This window comes from Fervidobacterium sp. 2310opik-2 (genome assembly GCF_011057735.1).
Taxonomy (GTDB): Bacteria; Thermotogota; Thermotogae; order Thermotogales; family Fervidobacteriaceae; genus Fervidobacterium; species Fervidobacterium nodosum.
The window spans coordinates 74,934-93,799 of record NZ_LNGG01000026.1 but is presented as its reverse complement, the minus strand read 5'-3'; the positions used below and the strand labels follow the sequence as shown (position 1 = coordinate 93,799).

17 protein-coding genes, 1 CRISPR repeat array and 1 riboswitch are annotated in these 18,866 nt (G+C 33.4%); of the genes, 14 read left to right on the top strand and 3 right to left on the bottom strand.

What is annotated here, in order from left to right:
• The first annotated feature begins 162 nt into the window (after window positions 1-162).
• The 8 genes from csm2 to AS161_RS08375 are packed head-to-tail and all read left to right on the top strand — an operon-like array spanning window position 163 to window position 9,015.
• Window positions 163-582 carry a type III-A CRISPR-associated protein Csm2 gene (gene csm2 / locus AS161_RS08410; RefSeq protein WP_164542457.1) on the top strand — a complete coding sequence of 140 codons (420 nt, stop codon included), beginning with the start codon at window positions 163-165 and terminating at the stop codon, window positions 580-582.
• An 18-nt stretch (window positions 583-600) separates the two neighbouring features.
• Window positions 601-1,419, top strand: coding sequence for a type III-A CRISPR-associated RAMP protein Csm3 (gene csm3 / locus AS161_RS08405; RefSeq protein ID WP_164542456.1), 819 nt, complete (start codon window positions 601-603; stop codon window positions 1,417-1,419).
• A 27-nt stretch (window positions 1,420-1,446) separates the two neighbouring features.
• Window positions 1,447-2,310, top strand: a complete 864-nt coding sequence (gene csm4, locus AS161_RS08400; RefSeq protein ID WP_164542455.1) for a type III-A CRISPR-associated RAMP protein Csm4 — start codon at window positions 1,447-1,449, stop codon at window positions 2,308-2,310.
• A 19-nt stretch (window positions 2,311-2,329) separates the two neighbouring features.
• Window positions 2,330-3,427: a type III-A CRISPR-associated RAMP protein Csm5 gene (csm5, locus tag AS161_RS08395; protein WP_164542454.1), complete on the top strand. Its 1,098-nt coding sequence runs from the start codon at window positions 2,330-2,332 to the stop codon at window positions 3,425-3,427.
• Window positions 3,424-4,023, top strand: a complete 600-nt coding sequence (locus AS161_RS08390; protein WP_164542453.1) for a hypothetical protein — start codon at window positions 3,424-3,426, stop codon at window positions 4,021-4,023. Before csm5 ends, AS161_RS08390 begins: the two co-directional genes overlap by 4 nt.
• Window positions 4,024-4,028: 5 nt before the next feature.
• A complete protein-coding gene (gene cas6, locus AS161_RS08385; RefSeq protein ID WP_164542452.1) occupies window positions 4,029-4,826 on the top strand; it encodes a CRISPR-associated endoribonuclease Cas6 in 798 nt (265 codons plus the stop codon).
• Window positions 4,827-4,856: 30 nt separating this feature from the next.
• On the top strand, window positions 4,857-8,351 hold the full coding sequence (locus tag AS161_RS08380; protein ID WP_164542451.1) for a DEAD/DEAH box helicase: 3,495 nt from the start codon (window positions 4,857-4,859) through the stop codon (window positions 8,349-8,351).
• Window positions 8,344-9,015: a hypothetical protein gene (locus AS161_RS08375; RefSeq protein ID WP_164542450.1), complete on the top strand. Its 672-nt coding sequence runs from the start codon at window positions 8,344-8,346 to the stop codon at window positions 9,013-9,015. Before AS161_RS08380 ends, AS161_RS08375 begins: the two co-directional genes overlap by 8 nt.
• Window positions 9,016-9,103: 88 nt before the next feature.
• On the opposite strand, the gene AS161_RS08370 is transcribed toward AS161_RS08375, so the two are convergent.
• Both AS161_RS08370 and AS161_RS08365 read right to left on the bottom strand, forming a co-directional pair.
• Window positions 9,104-9,496 carry a hypothetical protein gene (locus tag AS161_RS08370; RefSeq protein WP_164542449.1) on the bottom strand — a complete coding sequence of 131 codons (393 nt, stop codon included), beginning with the start codon at window positions 9,494-9,496 and terminating at the stop codon, window positions 9,104-9,106.
• A gap of 25 nt (window positions 9,497-9,521) precedes the next feature.
• Window positions 9,522-9,740, bottom strand: a complete 219-nt coding sequence (locus AS161_RS08365; protein WP_164542448.1) for a zinc-ribbon domain-containing protein — start codon at window positions 9,738-9,740, stop codon at window positions 9,522-9,524.
• A 117-nt stretch (window positions 9,741-9,857) separates the two neighbouring features.
• Here AS161_RS08365 and AS161_RS08360 point away from each other — a divergent pair, with 117 nt between their 5' ends.
• The 6 genes from AS161_RS08360 to AS161_RS08335 all read left to right on the top strand — a co-directional run bounded on the left by AS161_RS08360 (window position 9,858) and on the right by AS161_RS08335 (window position 17,456).
• Window positions 9,858-10,229, top strand: coding sequence for a hypothetical protein (locus AS161_RS08360; RefSeq protein ID WP_164542447.1), 372 nt, complete (start codon window positions 9,858-9,860; stop codon window positions 10,227-10,229).
• A gap of 422 nt (window positions 10,230-10,651) precedes the next feature.
• The gene (locus tag AS161_RS08355; RefSeq protein ID WP_164542446.1) at window positions 10,652-11,908 is read left to right on the top strand and encodes a hypothetical protein; all 1,257 of its coding nucleotides are present in this window, start codon (window positions 10,652-10,654) and stop codon (window positions 11,906-11,908) included.
• A gap of 628 nt (window positions 11,909-12,536) precedes the next feature.
• Window positions 12,537-14,949: a CRISPR direct-repeat array (repeat unit 36 nt; unit sequence CTTAGGAAGGAACTACTCTCTGAAAGAGATGGAAAC).
• Between the two features lie 206 nt (window positions 14,950-15,155).
• On the top strand, window positions 15,156-15,344 hold the full coding sequence (locus AS161_RS08350; protein WP_164542445.1) for a hypothetical protein: 189 nt from the start codon (window positions 15,156-15,158) through the stop codon (window positions 15,342-15,344).
• Between the two features lie 379 nt (window positions 15,345-15,723).
• Window positions 15,724-15,924 (top strand): hypothetical protein, encoded by a 201-nt coding sequence (locus AS161_RS08345; RefSeq protein WP_164542444.1) that lies wholly within the window; start codon window positions 15,724-15,726, stop codon window positions 15,922-15,924.
• Between the two features lie 96 nt (window positions 15,925-16,020).
• A complete protein-coding gene (locus AS161_RS08340) occupies window positions 16,021-16,803 on the top strand; it encodes a DUF4433 domain-containing protein (RefSeq protein ID WP_164542443.1) in 783 nt (260 codons plus the stop codon).
• Entirely contained in the window at window positions 16,800-17,456 is a 657-nt protein-coding gene (locus tag AS161_RS08335; RefSeq protein ID WP_164542442.1) for a macro domain-containing protein, read from the top strand. The genes AS161_RS08340 and AS161_RS08335 overlap by 4 nt, the downstream gene beginning before the upstream one ends.
• A gap of 59 nt (window positions 17,457-17,515) precedes the next feature.
• Here AS161_RS08335 and AS161_RS08330 read toward each other — a convergent pair whose 3' ends face one another.
• Entirely contained in the window at window positions 17,516-18,550 is a 1,035-nt protein-coding gene (locus AS161_RS08330) for an extracellular solute-binding protein (RefSeq protein ID WP_206518806.1), read from the bottom strand.
• 94 nt (window positions 18,551-18,644) lie between these two features.
• A riboswitch (cobalamin riboswitch) is annotated at window positions 18,645-18,820 on the top strand.
• Window positions 18,821-18,866 lie beyond the last annotated feature (46 nt).

Genomic DNA, 18,866 nt, shown 5'->3' with positions numbered 1-18,866 from the left:
TCTATTTTTTGAAAATTATTCATTTTACAGCTTTAATGGGAGGTGTTAAAGAGGTTTAATTATTCTTTTTTAGAATTCTAAAGGATTTTTAAACTAAGTATACCGAGTGTATTGAGTATTAAGTAATTTTTTAAAAAACACAATCTGTAAGGGGGAGAGGTTATGAGTAGTTTGAATTTGACTCAATCTAAGTCAGGGATACTAAAAAAGAGTGTTGATGAAATTTTAAAAGACGCAGAGAGTTTCAGTAAAGTTGCAAGAATAAACACTAATCAGATTAGAAAACTACATTCCCATGTTACAAAATTATGGACAAGGTATAACACATACAGGATAGGTGACGAAAACACTCGTAAGAATAAATTGAAAGAGGCGATAGAAGAACTGAAATTTATTAAAGCTTTCTTAGCTTATCAAGAAGGAAGGGGAGTAAAAGGTTACGAAGCTTTAAATTCAAAAATTACATCGTTAGTTGATGAAGTCAATGACGAAGAAACATTTGATAAATTCAAAAAATACATTGATGCAGTTGTTGCTTATTCAAAACTTGAAGAGAAAAAGAGTAAAGAAAATAGAAAATAATAAAGGGGGACAGATTGTATGAGTACTGCAGTTGCAAGATTAAATGGTAAGTTTGTTATAAGAGGGGTTATTAGACTTTTGACTGGAATGAGAATAGGTGGTACAGAAGCTGGTTTTGCTATTGGTGGTGTTGATAATCCAATAATAAGAAACCCACTTAATGGTCAACCATATATTCCGGGGAGTTCACTTAAAGGCAAGATGAGATCATTATCTGAAAAACTTAACAAACTTCCTTTAAATAGAGAACATCGTTCTGGTGGAAAACCTGTTAGAAGACATGAGTGTGACGATCCAACATGCGTTGTGTGTAGAGTTTACGGGGCATCTGATGACCAGAGAAATCATAGTAATGATTCAAAGAATATTCCAGGAAGAATAATTGTTAGAGATGCGCACCTTACAGAAGAATCCATTAGGCTTTTGGAAATGATGGATACAGATACACCGTATGCTGAAATTAAGTCTGAAAATACACTTGACAGAATTACTTCATTTTCAAGCCCAAGGCAAACTGAACGTGTGCCCGCTGGTGTTGAATTTGAGTTTGAAATAATTTATACAGATATCGACTATTTAAAAGGAGAAGGTGCTGTTCAAAACTTTAGTGATGAAGATATATTGAATATTTTGAAAGTTCTCGAGCTTATCGAAGAAGATTATATAGGTGGTTCTGGGAGTAGAGGATATGGTCGCGTTAAATTTGAAATAACAGAAATGTTCTACAAACCAAGTGAATATTATATTAAAAATGATGAAAGTAAAGTTAAGGTAATCATTAAAGAGAAAACATCATTAAGCGAGGCCATAAAGAAACTTAAAGAAAAAAATGTTTGACAAATTTATAATTCCGAGGTGGAATAAATGAAATTCTTAATTTCCCTTAATTTTAAAACGGGTTTTAGGACAGCTCCAATAGCTGAGTCTGATAGTACAGATGAAGTTATTTCTTCAGATACGCTACATGGTGCAATGGTTTACTGGGCGTACAGACTTTTTCCGGAAAAAGCAAAAGACTTTGCCTTAAATTTGAAAGTTTCAAATATGTTTTTTAAACAAGATAACGAGTATTTGATTCCAAAACCGTATATTATAGACACTATGGACTTCGACAACCCTAAGCCTATTAAAAAGTCCAAATACGTTAAACTGAGTTTTTTGAAAGAGATTATTAAAAAGGGTAAAGTAGAAAATTCTGATGTGGTGGGATTTGTTAAATCTGAAAGTATATTAACAAAACAACTGGTTACACGTAATGCTTTAGACAGAATCACAAATAGTTCCCTGATGTATTCCATGGAGGTAGTTAGGATAAATAGTAATTATACACCTGTTATACTTGTTGATTTAACAAAAGAGTTTGAGACAGAACTTGTTACAATATTGAAAGTGCTCGGTGATTCAGGAATAGGGGCGGATAATACATATGGATTTGGTATATTTATACCAGAATTCCAAAAAGTACCTCCAGAATTTGAAAATGAAACTGGAAATTATTACATAACTCTTGGGTACTATGTTCCTAACGAAGATGAATACGGAAAACTAAACGAAGGGTTTTATAAATTGAAAAGAAAAGCAGGAGTAAAGAAAGATAAGATGGTGAGAAAATATGAAATAAATTTTGTTGATGCTGGCTCGGTATTCACTTTCAAACCGCAGGGAAGGGGAGTTATCGAAGGTAGCGATTTCTTTATTCAAACAACTCCAATATGTTTGGTGTTGTAATTTTGTGGGGGTGCTTAACGTGTCAAGCGAATTCGAGAAATGGCGTAAAGTGAAACTTAAATTATTAACCCCTTTAAGAGTAGGAAGTGGTGAAAAATACCCATTCTTTACACTTGCAAATGCTGGAAATAGATATTACAGATTATCATTGAAGGGATTTTACAATAATTCTTCCAATGCATTGGATTATAACCTAATAAGATTGAATAGGGAACTTAAAGATGATGAATATCTGTACGAAGTCAGTTTAAAATTTAATCTTGATAAAAGTAAAAGTGGCTTTAATGAAGTACATGAAATGCTCCACCATCCAAGTGGAGGTGTTTATATTCCGGGGAGTTCCATAAAGGGAGTTTTGAGGCTTGCCTTTTCACAACTTATATATTCGAAAGATAAGAAGAAGTTTGAAGAAAATCTAAACAACGATATTAAATATGGTAAAAAGAGCTTTAAAAGCACAAATGATTACATAAACAATGAATTTAGAGCTCAAAGTAAAGAAATACACAATGACTTATTCAGATTTGTAATTGTATCTGATACAAATATCGTAAATACAAAGACCGAGATATGGAGAGCAGAGATAATTAATTTTACGAACGGAAACATAGTTAGAAAAAGAGGAAGGTCTTTCCTCGTAGAAACTATTCCACAAGGTACAGAGTTTGAGTTTTATATAAAAATTGATCACGAAAGATTAGAGAATCTTAAGAAGTATGAGAGATTGAATTATGATAAAAAACTCTTAGATAACCTTACATTAGATGGCATATTCAATTTACTAAACGAATACTACTCAACTGCACTAAAAGATGAACTTAGCATGTTTGAAGGGTACAGAAGCAGCTCTTTGAGAAATGTGAATTTGAATGAACTAATAATGTTCTATCGAAATTTGGAAAACAACAAACACAAAATCCGTATAGGTGATGGCGGAGGATTGATGTTTACCAGCCTATTCCCAATGTTAAGTCAGGAAAATAGAATTAAAATTAGGAATATTATAAAATACGTTGGTAACATGCGCGCACCACTTAGTAGGAATTATATTGTAAAAGGTTCAGAAGATTTCTTTACACCTGTTCAAATGGGATGGTGCGAGGTGAGATTTGATTGAGGCCTTTTCTAAAAGTTCACAATGGAATAATCGGAAGATTTCCATTAATAATAAAGGAAGATATCACAACTTCCCAGGCTGCCTGGGAAGTTTTACTTAATGCTATTAAGGAAATTGATAATAAAGTTTATCAATTTTTGATTAATTCTCCGGATGGGACTTTGAGGGTAATAGGACCAAAAAAAAGAAAAAAGGGAAATTTAATAATTGTTTCTTCACCATTCCCACCATTGTTCAAACATTTGCTTTTTACATTGCCAAAGTATTTTAAAAGCAAAGTGGAGAAAGATGATTTCTTTACTGAAGTTATCTCAATCAATGAACTTTTTGGAAAACCAGGTCAGTATTATATCGTCTCCGATGAGGTTGTTAATCTAACGAAAGCGGTTAAAGATTTTAAAGCATATATAGGTTTGGATGTGTCGCCTAGATATATACCAATTGATTTCAAAAGAAAAAAAGGTAAGTATTATTATTTGTTCAATATAATGACTTCGGAAACTGTTGCGCTTGTAAAGTTTCTTAGATACTCAGGTGTTGGAGAAAATAGATGTTGCTCTAACAATGATATCGAAATTTATTCTTTAGGGGAGTGATTATCTTGTTTTACAGCTCAACTATAACCTTAATAGCTCAGAATGATACAGTTATCAGCAATTTTATAGGTAAAAAAATCCACGGTTGGTTTTTTAAATTACTAAAAGAAGCAGATGAGCAACTTAGCACGGTTCTTCACTCCAATATTTCAAATAAATCATTCACAGTTTCTTCGTTTATTGGTCAAAACGTTAGTAAGCCCCTTACTGTTGAGAAAGGTAAACCGTATCATATTCGTGTTACTTTTCTTGAAGATAGATTGTTTGAAATATTTTCGAGCAGATTTTTTGAGACAAAATTGCTTAACGAAGGTGTTAGTATAGAACAAGCTGAGTTTGTTGTTGATTCTTTTTCGATAGGTAATTTAAATAGATGGTCTGGATATATCTCTGAAGAAGAGTTGTTTGAATATGATAATACTGATAAACAAGTAACTATGAAATTCTACACTCCCACACTTTTTAAAATCGGAGACATCCATCTGAGAGAGCCAGATCCAAGCAAGGTTTTCACAAGCTTGTTGCTCAAATTTAATACTTACAGCAAAATAAAGCTTGATGACGGCTTGAAAGATAGATTTGATCAAATAAAGGTTGTATACAACGATACGGTACAAAAGAGAGTTTACCTCCCAGGTTATTATATGCAAGGTTTTGTTGGCACTGTAACTTTTGAGGCACCAGAAGATGAAAAGATAACAGAAGCAATGAATATTTTATCGCGATTCGCATTTTACTCAGGTGTTGGTTACAAAACAACAATGGGACTTGGACAAGCGAGTAGAATTGAGGAGAAAGAATAAAAATTAGTAAAAGGGGCGCAAGTGTGATATATGGAAAAGTTTACGGCTGGTTATGTAAATACCAGTAATAACTTTGTGATAGCAAATTTAAAAAAGCATAGAAATGAAAATGGAAAGTACTATCCCATATATTGCGTTTTGAAAAATATCCTTCAAAGAGGCTGTCCCACAGTTATGTCCGAATATCTCCAGGAACGTATAGGGAAACTTCATTTGATGGGAGAATTTAACAAAAAAATCTTACTCATCGATAACGATATTCCTAAATGGAAAAGAGTATTTAAAGATAAAGCAATTAGAAAATTCTATGAAAAAGACATACTTGAGTATTTTAAACCAAACAAAGAAGTAAATGAATATTTTAGATATAACTCAGAACCTTTGTTATTCGACATTTCTTTTGCTCAGAAATTAATCTTGCCTGAGCTGTACGAAGATGGAACGGTAACTTTTCGTTTGCCACCATTGAACTTGAATATACATATAATTCACGAAGATAATAGAACACAAGAAAATAATAGGTATTTTAGTGATAAATACTCAGAAGATTTTATTTATGTTTACGACAAAAAATCCAAACTTAAGCATAGTTTAAGTAGTCTTTTCGGTAGATATTATCAAGTGAATAAAGTTTATGATATTGAAGATAAGGAAATAAATCTATTTATAAAATTGTCTGAATTGAAGGAAAATAAGGGATATTTAAATTACAAAATGCTTACGCTCTTAAAGCTTTTAAACAGAATTATAATTGATAAAAAATTATACAATTACCTTTTGTTGATTTATGACACTGAATTTTACAAAGGAAGCTATTTCAAAAAAGCAATTCTAGCGACGGCAGTTATACGTTTTCAAATACTTTTAATTGAATTGCTCCAAAGAGAAGTTCTTGATATCGATTCTGAGGTTTGGAATTTCAATATCTTAAGTCATGATGCAGAAAACTTTGCCGAGATGGCGATCGAAGACACTTTCATATGGTTAGAGAATTTGTTTAAGCTTAATAAGATAAAATTCAAAAGGCCGAGGGTGAATGTAAGATACTGCAAAGATTATTCTGAATTCGTTTTTGATGAAGGTTACGTAAACATAGACTTCAGTGTAATGAAAAGATGGACAGATGAATATTTAGACTATCCAGAAGTTATATACGTCAGGACTGATTACTTTGAAGAAGAGGATTATTTCAAGGTTTGTACCACCGAACCTATTAAATACAATTTGAATGAAAAGGATGAAAATGACGTTAACGCTCTAAGGTTCTTTTTGAGAAATATTTTCGGATTTAAAGAATTCTATCCTGGCCAGGTACCCATAATAATTGACGCATTGGCAAGGAAAGACATTATTGGCTTGCTCCCAACTGGTAGCGGAAAGTCATTATGCTATCAATTATCCGCTTTGCTGCAACCTGCTATAAGTTTTGTTGTGTCACCTCTAAAATCGTTAATGTATGACCAAAAGTATAACTTAGATAAATTTTACATAACAAGAACAAATTATATAACAAGTGATTTAACTTATGAGGAGAAAGCAAAGATAGGTAAGGAATTTTCCGATGGGAAATATCTTTTCATATGGATTTCTCCAGAAAGATTCCAAATACAGGAATTTAGAGAATATTTAAGCAAATTAAATCGTGAACAGCACATTGCTTTAGCGGTTATCGATGAGGTTCACTGTCTTTCCGAATGGGGGCACGATTTCAGAACATCGTATTTAAATTTGATAAGAACGATAAGAAAATACTGTCCATCAGCTTCTCTTTTGGGGTTAACCGCTACAGCTTCATCGTTTGTTTTAGAAGACCTCAAAGCCGAATTTGGAATTGGTTCGGGAAACATAAGAACTTTGGCTAAATTTACAAGGCCTGAGTTGAAGTTTTTTGTTCACAAAGATGAAGTTGGAAATTACGAATTGAAGAAAGAACTTCTTAAAAACCTAATAGATAAACTTAATAGAGAAAGAAATATATTCGAATTAAAAGGTGAACAGACCCAATCAGGTCTTGTATTCACCCTATTCAAAAATGGTCAATATGGATGCTATAGTCTATCAAAAGAACTTAGAGGAATATTTGGTAAAGATATAAGGTGGTACTCTGGCGATATACCAGAGGTTAAATCTTTTAGAAGAAAAACAAAAGTTATGGACGAAAAAGAATTTGAAGAATACAAACGTAAAGTTCAGGTGGATTACAAAGAAAACAGATTTCCTCTGTTAGTTGCAACGAAAGCATTCGGTATGGGAATTGATAAGCCAAACATAAGGTACACGATTCATTTTGGCCTACCAGCATCTTTAGAAGCTCTTTATCAAGAAGCAGGTAGAGCCGGAAGAGACAAAGAGCCCGCCGAGTGTTATGTGATATACAGCAAAGAAAATATACCTAAACACGAGTTGGATGAATTATTTAATCCTAATACATCTGTTGAGAGAATAGGAGAAATTCAGAAAAAATACGGTTTTTCCGGTAACGATGTTTTAAGGATATTTTTCCTATGGCTTGGTAACAATAAAGGAGTAAACGAAGAATTTAGGCTCATGAAATTTGTATTTTTAGGATTTGCTAGGCCTCGTAAAGTTGGGTTGATAGACTGTAGAGCTGTTAATATTAGCTTTTCAGAGCTTCAAAAAGTGATATATAGATTGAGCCTGTTAAAAATTGTCGACGATTGGACAATAGAAAATTGGACAGAGGGTTCGGAAGTTATAAAAGTTTATTTTTACGATTACAACGAAGAGAAGGTCTTCAAAGCATTAGTTGACTACATTAATAAATACGACAAAGAGTTCTCTTTAGATGAAAGGTATATTAATAACAGTAAATATGGAAAATACGTTGGTATATATGTTGATAACTCACTAGACTTCTATGATAAAGCATTTAAAATTCTTCTCGAATGGATATACGATAACATTGTTTACAATCGAAGACAAGCTATTAAAAATGTTATGGAGCTATGTGAAAACTTTAAGGATAGTGATAGCTTTAGGGAAGAGCTTGAGAGATACTTCAGATTTACAGAAACATCTTACATTCTAGACCACATTGCCCAAAACCCAACTGACTATGAAGTATGGTTCCAGGTGTTTTATAAACCCAACGGTGAATTTATTAACAAAAACGATGCTGGAGAAATAAAGGGTAGCTTGACAAGGTTACTTGAAAGTTATAGGTACAACACAGGTTTGAATTTCATCAGTGGTATGATAAGGCTTATGCTCAATGACTTTGAAAATCAAGATGGCCGCCCAAGAATGGAGTCGGCGCTTGAACAGATAAAGACATACGATGAAAAAGTACAAAGAGCTATCTTTCAAAGAATTTTGAAGCTAAAAGATTTGTTCAAAGACGAATATTCAAAAGTCGAACTCAGTAAGATTCTACTCTCAATCTTACCAACAGAAGTAGAAAGAGTTTACAAAGAACTAGGTGATTATTACAGCTTGAGTATAATTCTCGAAGAGCAATTAAACAGATTGAAAAGAATGAAGTTGAAGGAGGTTTTTTATGATTGACGTTGAAAAGCTGAAAAGTACTATAGACGATTTGGAAAATGAAGTGGAAAATATCAAGAAAATTTCAAAAATAGTAAGCGAAATTGAAAGAATAAGCAAAGAAGTGAAAGCTAACAAAGAGGAATACAATCAAATTGCAAATGATTTGATGGGAATAAACAATAAAATAAGTGGAGCTATAGAGATTAATCATAAGTTGCTGAACGAAGTAAGGCAAGAAGTTGGGAATTTTCAAAAAGTTAATGCAGAAAAATTGGATGAAATAAGCAAACATACAAGAAATTTCAGCAGTGAGTTAATGAACATTTTGACAAATAATTACAAAACCCTCGAAGAAAAATTAAATTCTAAACTCAATAAATTAAGTGAGGAAATAAAAGAAAATCATATCAATTTAGTAGACGTTTTGGAAGAAGATGTAGCCAGAAGAATAGATAAAAGTATAGAGAAAACAAATCAAGAGATAAAAAATATCGCTAAAAATCTTGAAAAGACGATTCATGAAGAAAATCAAAAGTTATTGGATGAATTGAAAAAAATAATCTGGCAAAATGAAGAAATTAAAAGAAGCCTTAAACTTCAGAAAATTTTCTTGATTTTCCCACTATTTTTAACTACGATATTGTTTTTAATAGCACTTTTTGCTTATTTTTCTTCTATGTAATTAATATAAAAACAAAAACCAAGGAAAGTGGGGTGATAAAGCTTCACATTGGTGAATTTATATATCTAAACTTATCTAATACAGCTTCTCAGCCTTCGTTATACAGAGTATTTCTTCTTCCAGTTGTTGAACCAGCGTTATCCAACTCTTTGACCAATTTTTCAAATTCATCATAGTCTTTTGCTTTGTAATAATAACCGTTATTACTTGAAAGCTTGTAACCAGGCGAGGGAATGTGGAAGGTTTGGCAATTTCCACAAACAAATATCCTCGGTACTTTTTTCGCACCATCTGTTGTTTGAAATGAATAATCTGAAGGGAAAACAGTTTTCGCCATAAGTCTTCCACATTCTGGACAAACATATGAAGAGATATAGAAATTTCTGGTATAGATATTCCAAACAGGCATAAATCTTTCCGGAAGGGACCCCCACATTGGTTGTATTTCTTCATATTCGAAAGGAGTCTTTTTAAAAGTCACACAAAAAACCTCCTTTTTTTAATAATTAATAATAATCATCATATTCATCATCGTCTTCACCAATATACTCATCCCAATAAAAGTACCATCCACACTCTGGGCAAACTTTTACATTATCACTTAAATATTCTCCGCATCTTGGACAACACTTTTTGTAAAAAACCCAACCACATTCATAGCAGTGTTCCTCATCATCTCTGCATTCAGTACCACATCTTGGACATGCTTTCCATCCATATGGCATAGAGTCAACCTCCTAATCCCGTAACATAATTACAGAATTATAGTTAATTAATATTATATCACTATGATACAATAATATTAACTAGTTAAATTTTACAATCTTTATGGAGGAAAATTTATGATTAGCAGACTTAAATTCCGATTCAAAATTCTTTTAATTTCCCTGATTGTGGAAATTCTATTTGCTACACTTGGTTATGCTTTAGGAATTTTATTTGGCTATACTTTTGGTGGAATGGTTGAACTTGCGTTTGGTATTGTAGGTCTTATTCTTGGATTAATTATTAGCAACAGCTTAAGTGTAATTGCTTTTACAAAAAGAAAAAATATTAAAATAAAACCATGGTTCGTTCTTATAATTAATATTTCAACAGTACTTTCTATACTTATTTTATCTGAACCACTTCGCTTAAATCAAAACACATATTTGTTATTACTTATTCTAATTGTACTTCCACCAATTGTTCAAGCAATTTTTTTAAAGGTATAATATAATGGTAACCACCGAGTAGTGAAAAATATACGATTCAGGTGTTTGTTTTAGGGCATTGAAAAGAAATGGAAGACATGGAGAATGGTATAAAGTATGGCTTTCTAAAAATTGTGAGCATTTATATATTTATTATGTTAGAAGTAAAAGAAAAAGGAAAAGCTTGCAATTTTTTAATGGATATATTTATTTTTTAGATATTCTATTAGGCAAAGTAATTTTTTCGTTTTTGCTTTCATTTTTTCTTTTAAAAATTTTATTTGCGTAAAAATTTACAGGGAAATATTTTTAAAACGTTCGAAGCTAAAATATTGAAATGTATTTCTAAGAAATTAATAGCCACATAATTAAATTAGTTCAATAATTTATTTACAAAAAAGATGATTTTTTAAATTTTCTCAAGATATATGGGGGTGAAGGGGTTGATAAAAATTTACACGGACGGAAGCTACGTTTCGGGTCTTATTGGATATGGTTGCTTGATACATGCAAACGGTGAAAAGAAAATTACGATTGGATTTAGCAAACCAAAGACTCGCCTTGAAAACGTTGAAGCCGAAGTAAGAGCTTTGATATTTGGAATGGAAACATTATTAAAATCTGGAATAACTTTTGAAAATGAACACATAGTTTTGGCTACTGACCAAATGAATATAGAAAATCTTCTAACTAGATATGGCAAAAAAGAACTATTGGAAGAAAATAAGGAAGATAATGATTTTGAATTTGATGAAAAAAAACCTGCCAAAAAAATGGTGAAAGAAGAATTTTTCACCGAAAGTGGGATTAAATTCTTGCAGCTAAAAAGCAAATTTGAAGAAATGGGTTGCAAGGTATCATTTGAAAAAGTTATCAGCCATTCTCACGTTTTTCACAATGAATTGGACGAAACAATAAAGAAAATATTAAAGAAAAAAGCAGCTAAGAAATTATTTAATAAAGTAATAAAGTCTAAAAAACTTAAGCAAGAAAAGAAATTTACTCGTGTAGTAAGCGCAAGTATGTTCACTGAATGCCAATACAATTATATGAGATTCATAATAAAGAATTTGAGAATAGCTGGTAGACCAATGAGTATGGACGAAATAAGAGAATTAACAATTTATGCCCCTTACACACCAGGAAAAGTACGCTTTGCGAAAGAAATAGAGGGGCTGGTTAACGAGATGGTTTTTCACAGATATATAAAGAAAACAAAAGACGGCAAGTATGACTATCTTCCTGTAGAACTAGTATACCCAAAATCAGCAAATAAAGAAGTTAATTTGAAGATATTCCTGCGTTCTCGTGTCTTTCACAGTGAATTAGATGAACTAATAAAAAAGATATTAAAAGAAAAACCAGCCGAAATATTATTGAATAAATCGCAAAATTCAAAAAAACTTCAAAAGGAAGAGAAAATTACTTACATGGTAAGCACAAGTATGTTTACTGAATATCAATACAATTATATGAGATTCATAATAAAGAATTTGAGAATGGCTGGCAAACCAATGAGTATGGAAGAAATAAAAGCATTAACAATAGAAGCTCCTTACACACCAGGGAAAGTATACTTTGCGAAAGAAATAGAAGGACTAATTCAAGAGATGGTTTTACGCAATTATATAAAGAAAACGGAAGACGACAAGTATGCTTATATTCCCGTAGAACTTGTATATCCAAAAATCAACAAGTAAAGCAAGTGAAAAACTAGTTTGAAGATTTATGTTGGAAGAATGGAAATTCTATATTCCATATGAACATATACTCGAATGAATTTGGCCAAAGCTTGAATACGCTCAAGCTTTGGCCTTTTTTATTAATGTAAAGATATTTCATTGACAAAAAAATAAAGAAATGTGGTATAATTTAATCAAAGAACACCAAAATATCAAAAACTCCCATAAAGTGTTGATAATCATTCGCAATAATCTTAATTGCATTTAAATAAAATCATTTTTTAACAGCACTAAAAACTCAATCAATCCAAAATCAGCATGAATAATTGATCCTCTCAACTTTTTAGCTTGACTAAAATTCAGAAAAGCGCATAAATAAAGAAATATCTTAGAATGTTAGCATTACGAAATACCGTTTCCCTACCTATTGTTACAACCATATTTCGATTGTGAAGAGATTGAACCAAGCAAGTATTCATGGTAATTTAAGTGGTAACAAGCTAAAAAATAGGTTGGGAATCGGCATGAATAAAGAAGATAAAAGCAAAATTAGTCAAACTAAAAATTTTTTAGACAATCAAACTTTTGAGGTAGGGAAAATCGCGTTCCAAGATAATAGAATTTATGCATATTTTGGAAGGTAACTCTTAGGAAGGAACTACTCTCTGAAAGAGATGGAAACTTTGATTGCCCAATAACTGTCCGAACCAACGGTTATTTCTCTTAGGAAGGAACTACTCTCTGAAAGAGATGGAAACCTTTTGGTGGTGTCTCAGGATTTCGGCAGAAGCTATTCACTCTTAGGAAGGAACTACTCTCTGAAAGAGATGGAAACAGAAGTTGAGAGATGAGCTGATAAAGGTTGAAGAAATTCACTTAGGAAGGAACTACTCTCTGAAAGAGATGGAAACTGGTGTCTCAGGATTTCGGCAGAAGCTATTCAATTTTCAACTTAGGAAGGAACTACTCTCTGAAAGAGATGGAAACTTAATCCACACGACATGCTTTCAAAAGGAATACTGTCTCTTCTTAGGAAGGAACTACTCTCTGAAAGAGATGGAAACCTTAAGGCGGTCCTGACGAGATCGATTAAAAACGACCTATCTTAGGAAGGAACTACTCTCTGAAAGAGATGGAAACAAATGGGGGCTTACGTGCCCCACTACTTCTTGTTGGAATTCCTTAGGAAGGAACTACTCTCTGAAAGAGATGGAAACAAGCTTTCTACTTCTAATGTTACAACCTCATTCTCAGGCACTTAGGAAGGAACTACTCTCTGAAAGAGATGGAAACGTCAGCAAACCAAAATTTGTGACCTTGTGATTTTATCAATACTTAGGAAGGAACTACTCTCTGAAAGAGATGGAAACCCTTAAGGCGGTCCTTACGAGATCGATTAAAAACGACCTATCTTAGGAAGGAACTACTCTCTGAAAGAGATGGAAACAGTCAGCCTCCTTAAGGCGGTCCTGACGAGATCGATTAAAAACTTAGGAAGGAACTACTCTCTGAAAGAGATGGAAACAAAAATGGGGCTTTCGCCCCACTACTTGCTGTTACTATTGTCTTAGGAAGGAACTACTCTCTGAAAGAGATGGAAACTGTAAAACAGGTATGTTGTGTGGAAATCATCGCCACATCTTACTTAGGAAGGAACTACTCTCTGAAAGAGATGGAAACTGAAGGGCGATCCTGATGGTATCTAGCAACAAAGTCCTTTCCTTAGGAAGGAACTACTCTCTGAAAGAGATGGAAACAAAAAAATGGGGCTTTCGCCCCACTACTTCTTCCCGCCGGACTTAGGAAGGAACTACTCTCTGAAAGAGATGGAAACTTTGTTGTTACTTTTTGGGACCCACCTCCTTTCAATTTTGCTTAGGAAGGAACTACTCTCTGAAAGAGATGGAAACATCCTGGTCGGTGAGGCTGACGTAAGTCAGCCTCTTGATGGCTTAGGAAGGAACTACTCTCTGAAAGAGATGGAAACTTGATGGCGGTCCTGACGAGATCGATCAAAAATGACCGATCTTAGGAAGGAACTACTCTCTGAAAGAGATGGAAACAATATTAATTGCTGTTCTTTAGCCGATAATGAGTTGAACCCTTAGGAAGGAACTACTCTCTGAAAGAGATGGAAACTTTGGTCGGACCAGTCCGAAAAGGACTGGTCCGAGAGGCTCTTAGGAAGGAACTACTCTCTGAAAGAGATGGAAACAAATGGGGGCTTTCGCCCCCACCCACTACTTGTTACTATTGCTTAGGAAGGAACTACTCTCTGAAAGAGATGGAAACTATTATGCCAACTAGTTGTCCCTTGCTTAATTTCGCCATACTTAGGAAGGAACTACTCTCTGAAAGAGATGGAAACTCCTGATCCGACCAGGAGCTAAACTCCTGATCGGTGAGGCTCTTAGGAAGGAACTACTCTCTGAAAGAGATGGAAACAAAAAAAAATGGGAGCTTTACGCCCCCTTGTTGGAATTGTTCTTAGGAAGGAACTACTCTCTGAAAGAGATGGAAACGGTGGTTTCCAGCTGTATCAGGAGTCGGAGCAATTTCTCCACTTAGGAAGGAACTACTCTCTGAAAGAGATGGAAACTTTCCTTTTCCCGCATTCATTGAGAATTACTAGTACCACTCTTAGGAAGGAACTACTCTCTGAAAGAGATGGAAATTCACTCCTTCCGGCAGTCTTGTCATTATCTGGGCGACGACTTAGGAAGGAACTACTCTCTGAAAGAGATGGAAACATCGAGGATCCATATATAATCGTTTTTCCATAGATAATTTCCTTAGGAAGGAACTACTCTCTGAAAGAGATGGAAACTTTTTTCCAGTTCTTGTATAATGTTTCTTACCATACTATCCTTAGGAAGGAACTACTCTCTGAAAGAGATGGAAACACAGGGAAACCCCCTGTCAACATATTCAAACTAAAAGCGTTTCTTAGGAAGGAACTACTCTCTGAAAGAGATGGAAACTAAAATGATATTATGTTTCATGTTTAGTGTTATTTTTCTTCATTTAGCAAGTGAATATTCCATGAAAGATATAGAAAAAAACAGTGCTTATGGCACTGTTTTTTTATTTACTTTGCTCAAAGTGGAACTATTTTTTGAAGGAGATTGACAATTAAAGAAATATTATATGTGTAAACTCACATGGGTTTCTATTCAAAGCATTATTGTGGGGAAAATATTGATTCTTGTGTTGTATAAAAACCTATCATACTAAAATCAGAAAACTATAATATGGAGGTGAAAGAATGTATTTTATTGAGTTTTTAGCCTGTATTGTTGGATATGTTTTGTGTGATTGGCTTTACAAGAAAACAGATGAAGGTATGTTTTGGGTTTTGAAATGGCCGTTGTTGGTTGGTATTATTATTTTTGGTTTATTCAGCTGCATGTATTTTTCTGACCCGCTGGTTTTTAAATTGTGGCCACCATTTTAATGAATGAAAGTTGGTAATTAGTCATTGTAAAGAGGCTAGAAGTGTTATTAGTCGGAGGCCGCTTGACGTGGATGCTCAAGCGGCTTTCTAAAATTTAAATTGGCATTTTTTAGGTAAATTTTCTTTGAAACAGTTTTGGATGATTATTTTTTTTCAAGGAAGGAAAGTTTCTTTGTATGGTATGAAAACTTGTTAATAAGGGAGGCTAAGCTGAAGTATAAAAAAGCAAAACTTTGCGCAATTATTTTATGAAAATAAATCAATATGAATTTGGTTGTTGGTTTTTGGGTATTTTTCTGATAAAATAAAAAACGTAGATTAGAAAATAATTAAGTATAATTAATCACTCAAAAATTTAAGATTAAGGGAGGATAAGGGTATGTATATTGACAAATCGAAAAAAGATGTAAGCGAAATTCCAGTAGAAGATCTTTTAAAGGAAATAATATATTTATCTTCCGAAATTTTTGGATTAGCCTTTACTTCTCTTATGGATTTTGATAAAGATGAATTGTTTGCCGTTGTGAAATTCCTAATTGGTGCTTATGAGGCAAAGAAACGTAGAGAAGAATATTACTAATTTTGACTAAAAGAAGAATAATTATCTTAACAAACTTTTACTTTGCTCAAACTAAATGCATGCTCTTTTTCTAGCGAGAAAGGTGATGATAAAAAAGTGAACAAGGAAATAATTAATAAAACAATAATTTTCTTCATGGAAAATCTTGGTTACAGTGTAGATGAATACTTGTTGAATTCATTAAACGATAAGGAACTCAACGCAGTGTTAAATTTTACCATGAATTTACGTCGAAATCGTAGAGGTTCTATCTGGGATCAAAGGGATCCGAGGTATAGAATAAAATATTTGTATTATATTACGCCCATAGAAAATCTCGATAGTATATTAAGGTATGGGAGGATATTCTCAAGGAATGAACTACAAAAGAGGAATTACAAATTTGTGGATTTTTCTGACCAAGATGTTCAAAGCAGAAGGGCTAAAAAGGTTGTTGACGGTCACAGTCTTCATGATTATGTGAATCTATATATAAATCCCAGAAACGCTATGTTGTACAGATATCTCAAAGAAAAAAGGAAGATAGCGGTTCTTCAGATTTCTAACAGAATTTTATCAAAAGATTGGAATATACAATATTCTTTTAGAAATGCTTCTACTGATAAAGCTATAATAAGTAAGAAGCCAGATAAAATCCTTCAAAATTACAATGATATAATGAGTTATTCTTGGGGGAATAATGATGATTTAAAGCAAATTATGCAGTCTGAGGTTTTAGTACTGGGGTATGTGCCAGCTGATTTTATTTCAAGGGTATTTGTTAAAAAGGAAAATTTTGAATTAGTAAAGAAAATATTAGGGAAATATAAGTATAAGATTGAGGTGTATACATCGAGCACGCATATAAAGGATTTGTTCTTTGAGGAGGAATTTGAATGATAATTTTGTCCCCATATTCTGTTTTTGAGCATTTGGGGGAAGTTGAGGCGGTTGTAAATACGATTAATACGAAAGGTTATATGGGGAAAGGATTGGCGCTAGAATTTGCCTTAAGATTTCCAGAAATGGAAAGTGAGTACAAGAAATTGTGCCAGCAAGGGAAGATTAAGCCAGGCGATGTGTGGGAATACGAATCCGAGGCTAGTTATTATAAATCAATCAACCCTTTAGAAAGAGGCAAAAAGAAAATAAGAATTTATAACGTGGCAACGAAAGATGATTTTAAATTCCCTTCGAAAATAGAATGGATAGAAAGTGGTGTGATAAAGCTAAGAGAAAAGATTGTTAACTCGAATGTTAAATCGATAGCGATACCAAAATTGGGTGCAGGGCTTGGAAAGCTAGATTGGGAGTCTGTTGAGAGTATAATCGTTGAGCATTTATACTCTCTCGATTGCCGTATAATCGTGACTTTAGATTACAAAAAAGGTCCATTGGAAGAATTTGCTTTGAAAGAGGCTTTGAAAGAAATAAGTAATGCTTCACTTTTTGGTATAAGTGAGATAAAAGAGGTGTCAAGATTTAGAGATTTAATGAATATTGAGAATATTGGAAAGAAGAAGTACAGTGATTTGGTGAGAAGATATTTTTGATAAATGAAAATGGCTTCGGTTTATTACCGAAGCCATTTTTTAATTTTAAGGCAGAATGTTTATTTTATAATTTCCTCCCAGGCTTTGTTGTAAAGGTCGATTTTATCACCAAGGTAATCGATTATTTCGCAGTTCTCAAGGTCTGAGATTTCATATATATTTGCCACTTCTTTGTAATTTACCGCATCCGTAACGGGTGATGGAATCATGAGAAAATCTGAAATCTTTGCTGAGATTTCCGGTCTAAGGATGAAGTTTATGAACTTGTAAGCCAAGTCTTTGTTTTTCGATGTTTTGAGAATTACCATGCTATCTATCCAGAGTGTACCTCCTTCTTTTGGAACGAAAAATTCGAAGTTATCGCGTTCATCTTCTGGAATTAATTGGAAGACGTTTTCTGGATAACCATGGACTGCCCAAAATTCGCCATTAACCACTCCTTGTGCGTAAGTTGTGGCGTCAAATTTGATGATATTTTCCTTCCATTTTAATATTACTTGCTTTGCCTGTTCGATTTCATCTGGGTTGGTTGAATTGACAGAGTATCCTAAATATTTGAGCGCGGCTCCAAACACTTCGCGCATGTCGTCAAGTAATGTGAGCTTGTTCTTTAAATCCGCGCGTTCGTATATGCTCCAGGATTTCTCAAAGTTTTTCAAGAATTTTTTATTTACAATAATTCCCGTTGTTCCCATCATGTATGGAATGGAATATTCATGGTCTGGGTCGAATGTTGTTTTCGAAAGGACGATAGGGTCAATATTTTTTATGTTCGGTATCTTAGAAAGATCCAATTTTTCCAACATCCCATCTTTTATCATCATTCTGACATGGTCTCCAGATGGGAAGACGATGTCGTAACCAGTCCCGCCTTGTTTAAGTTTTGAGTACATTTCTTCGTTTGAAGAGTACGTATCGTACACGACTTTGCAATTGTATTCTTTTTCGAATTCTTGTATAACCTCTTCGGGGATATAATCTGCCCAGTTGTAAATATGCAGCGTATTTGAACGGTTACAGCTAGAGACTAAATTGAAAATAAGAAAAGAGGAAAGCAAAATTAATAAAAAAGGCAATCCAAACTTTTTCATCATCGTTCTCTCCCTCCTTAGTATGGTTTTGCGATTTAATTATATCAAATAATAATTTGAATTTGAATATTTGTATGGTAGAATAAAAACAAACCGAATAAGTTTGACTACCTAGTGTGCCGGGAACACCGGTGGAAATCCGGGGCTGCCCAGCAACCGTGAGTGGGGACGAAACCTACATTGATGCCACTGGCTCATTTCGATGAGCTGGGAAGGCGTAGGGAGTAGGATGAACCACGAGCCGGGAGACCGACATTAGGTAGATTTCTTTCCTGAAAGCTTGGGCTTTTCAGGAAAATTTGTTTTTAAATTATTATAA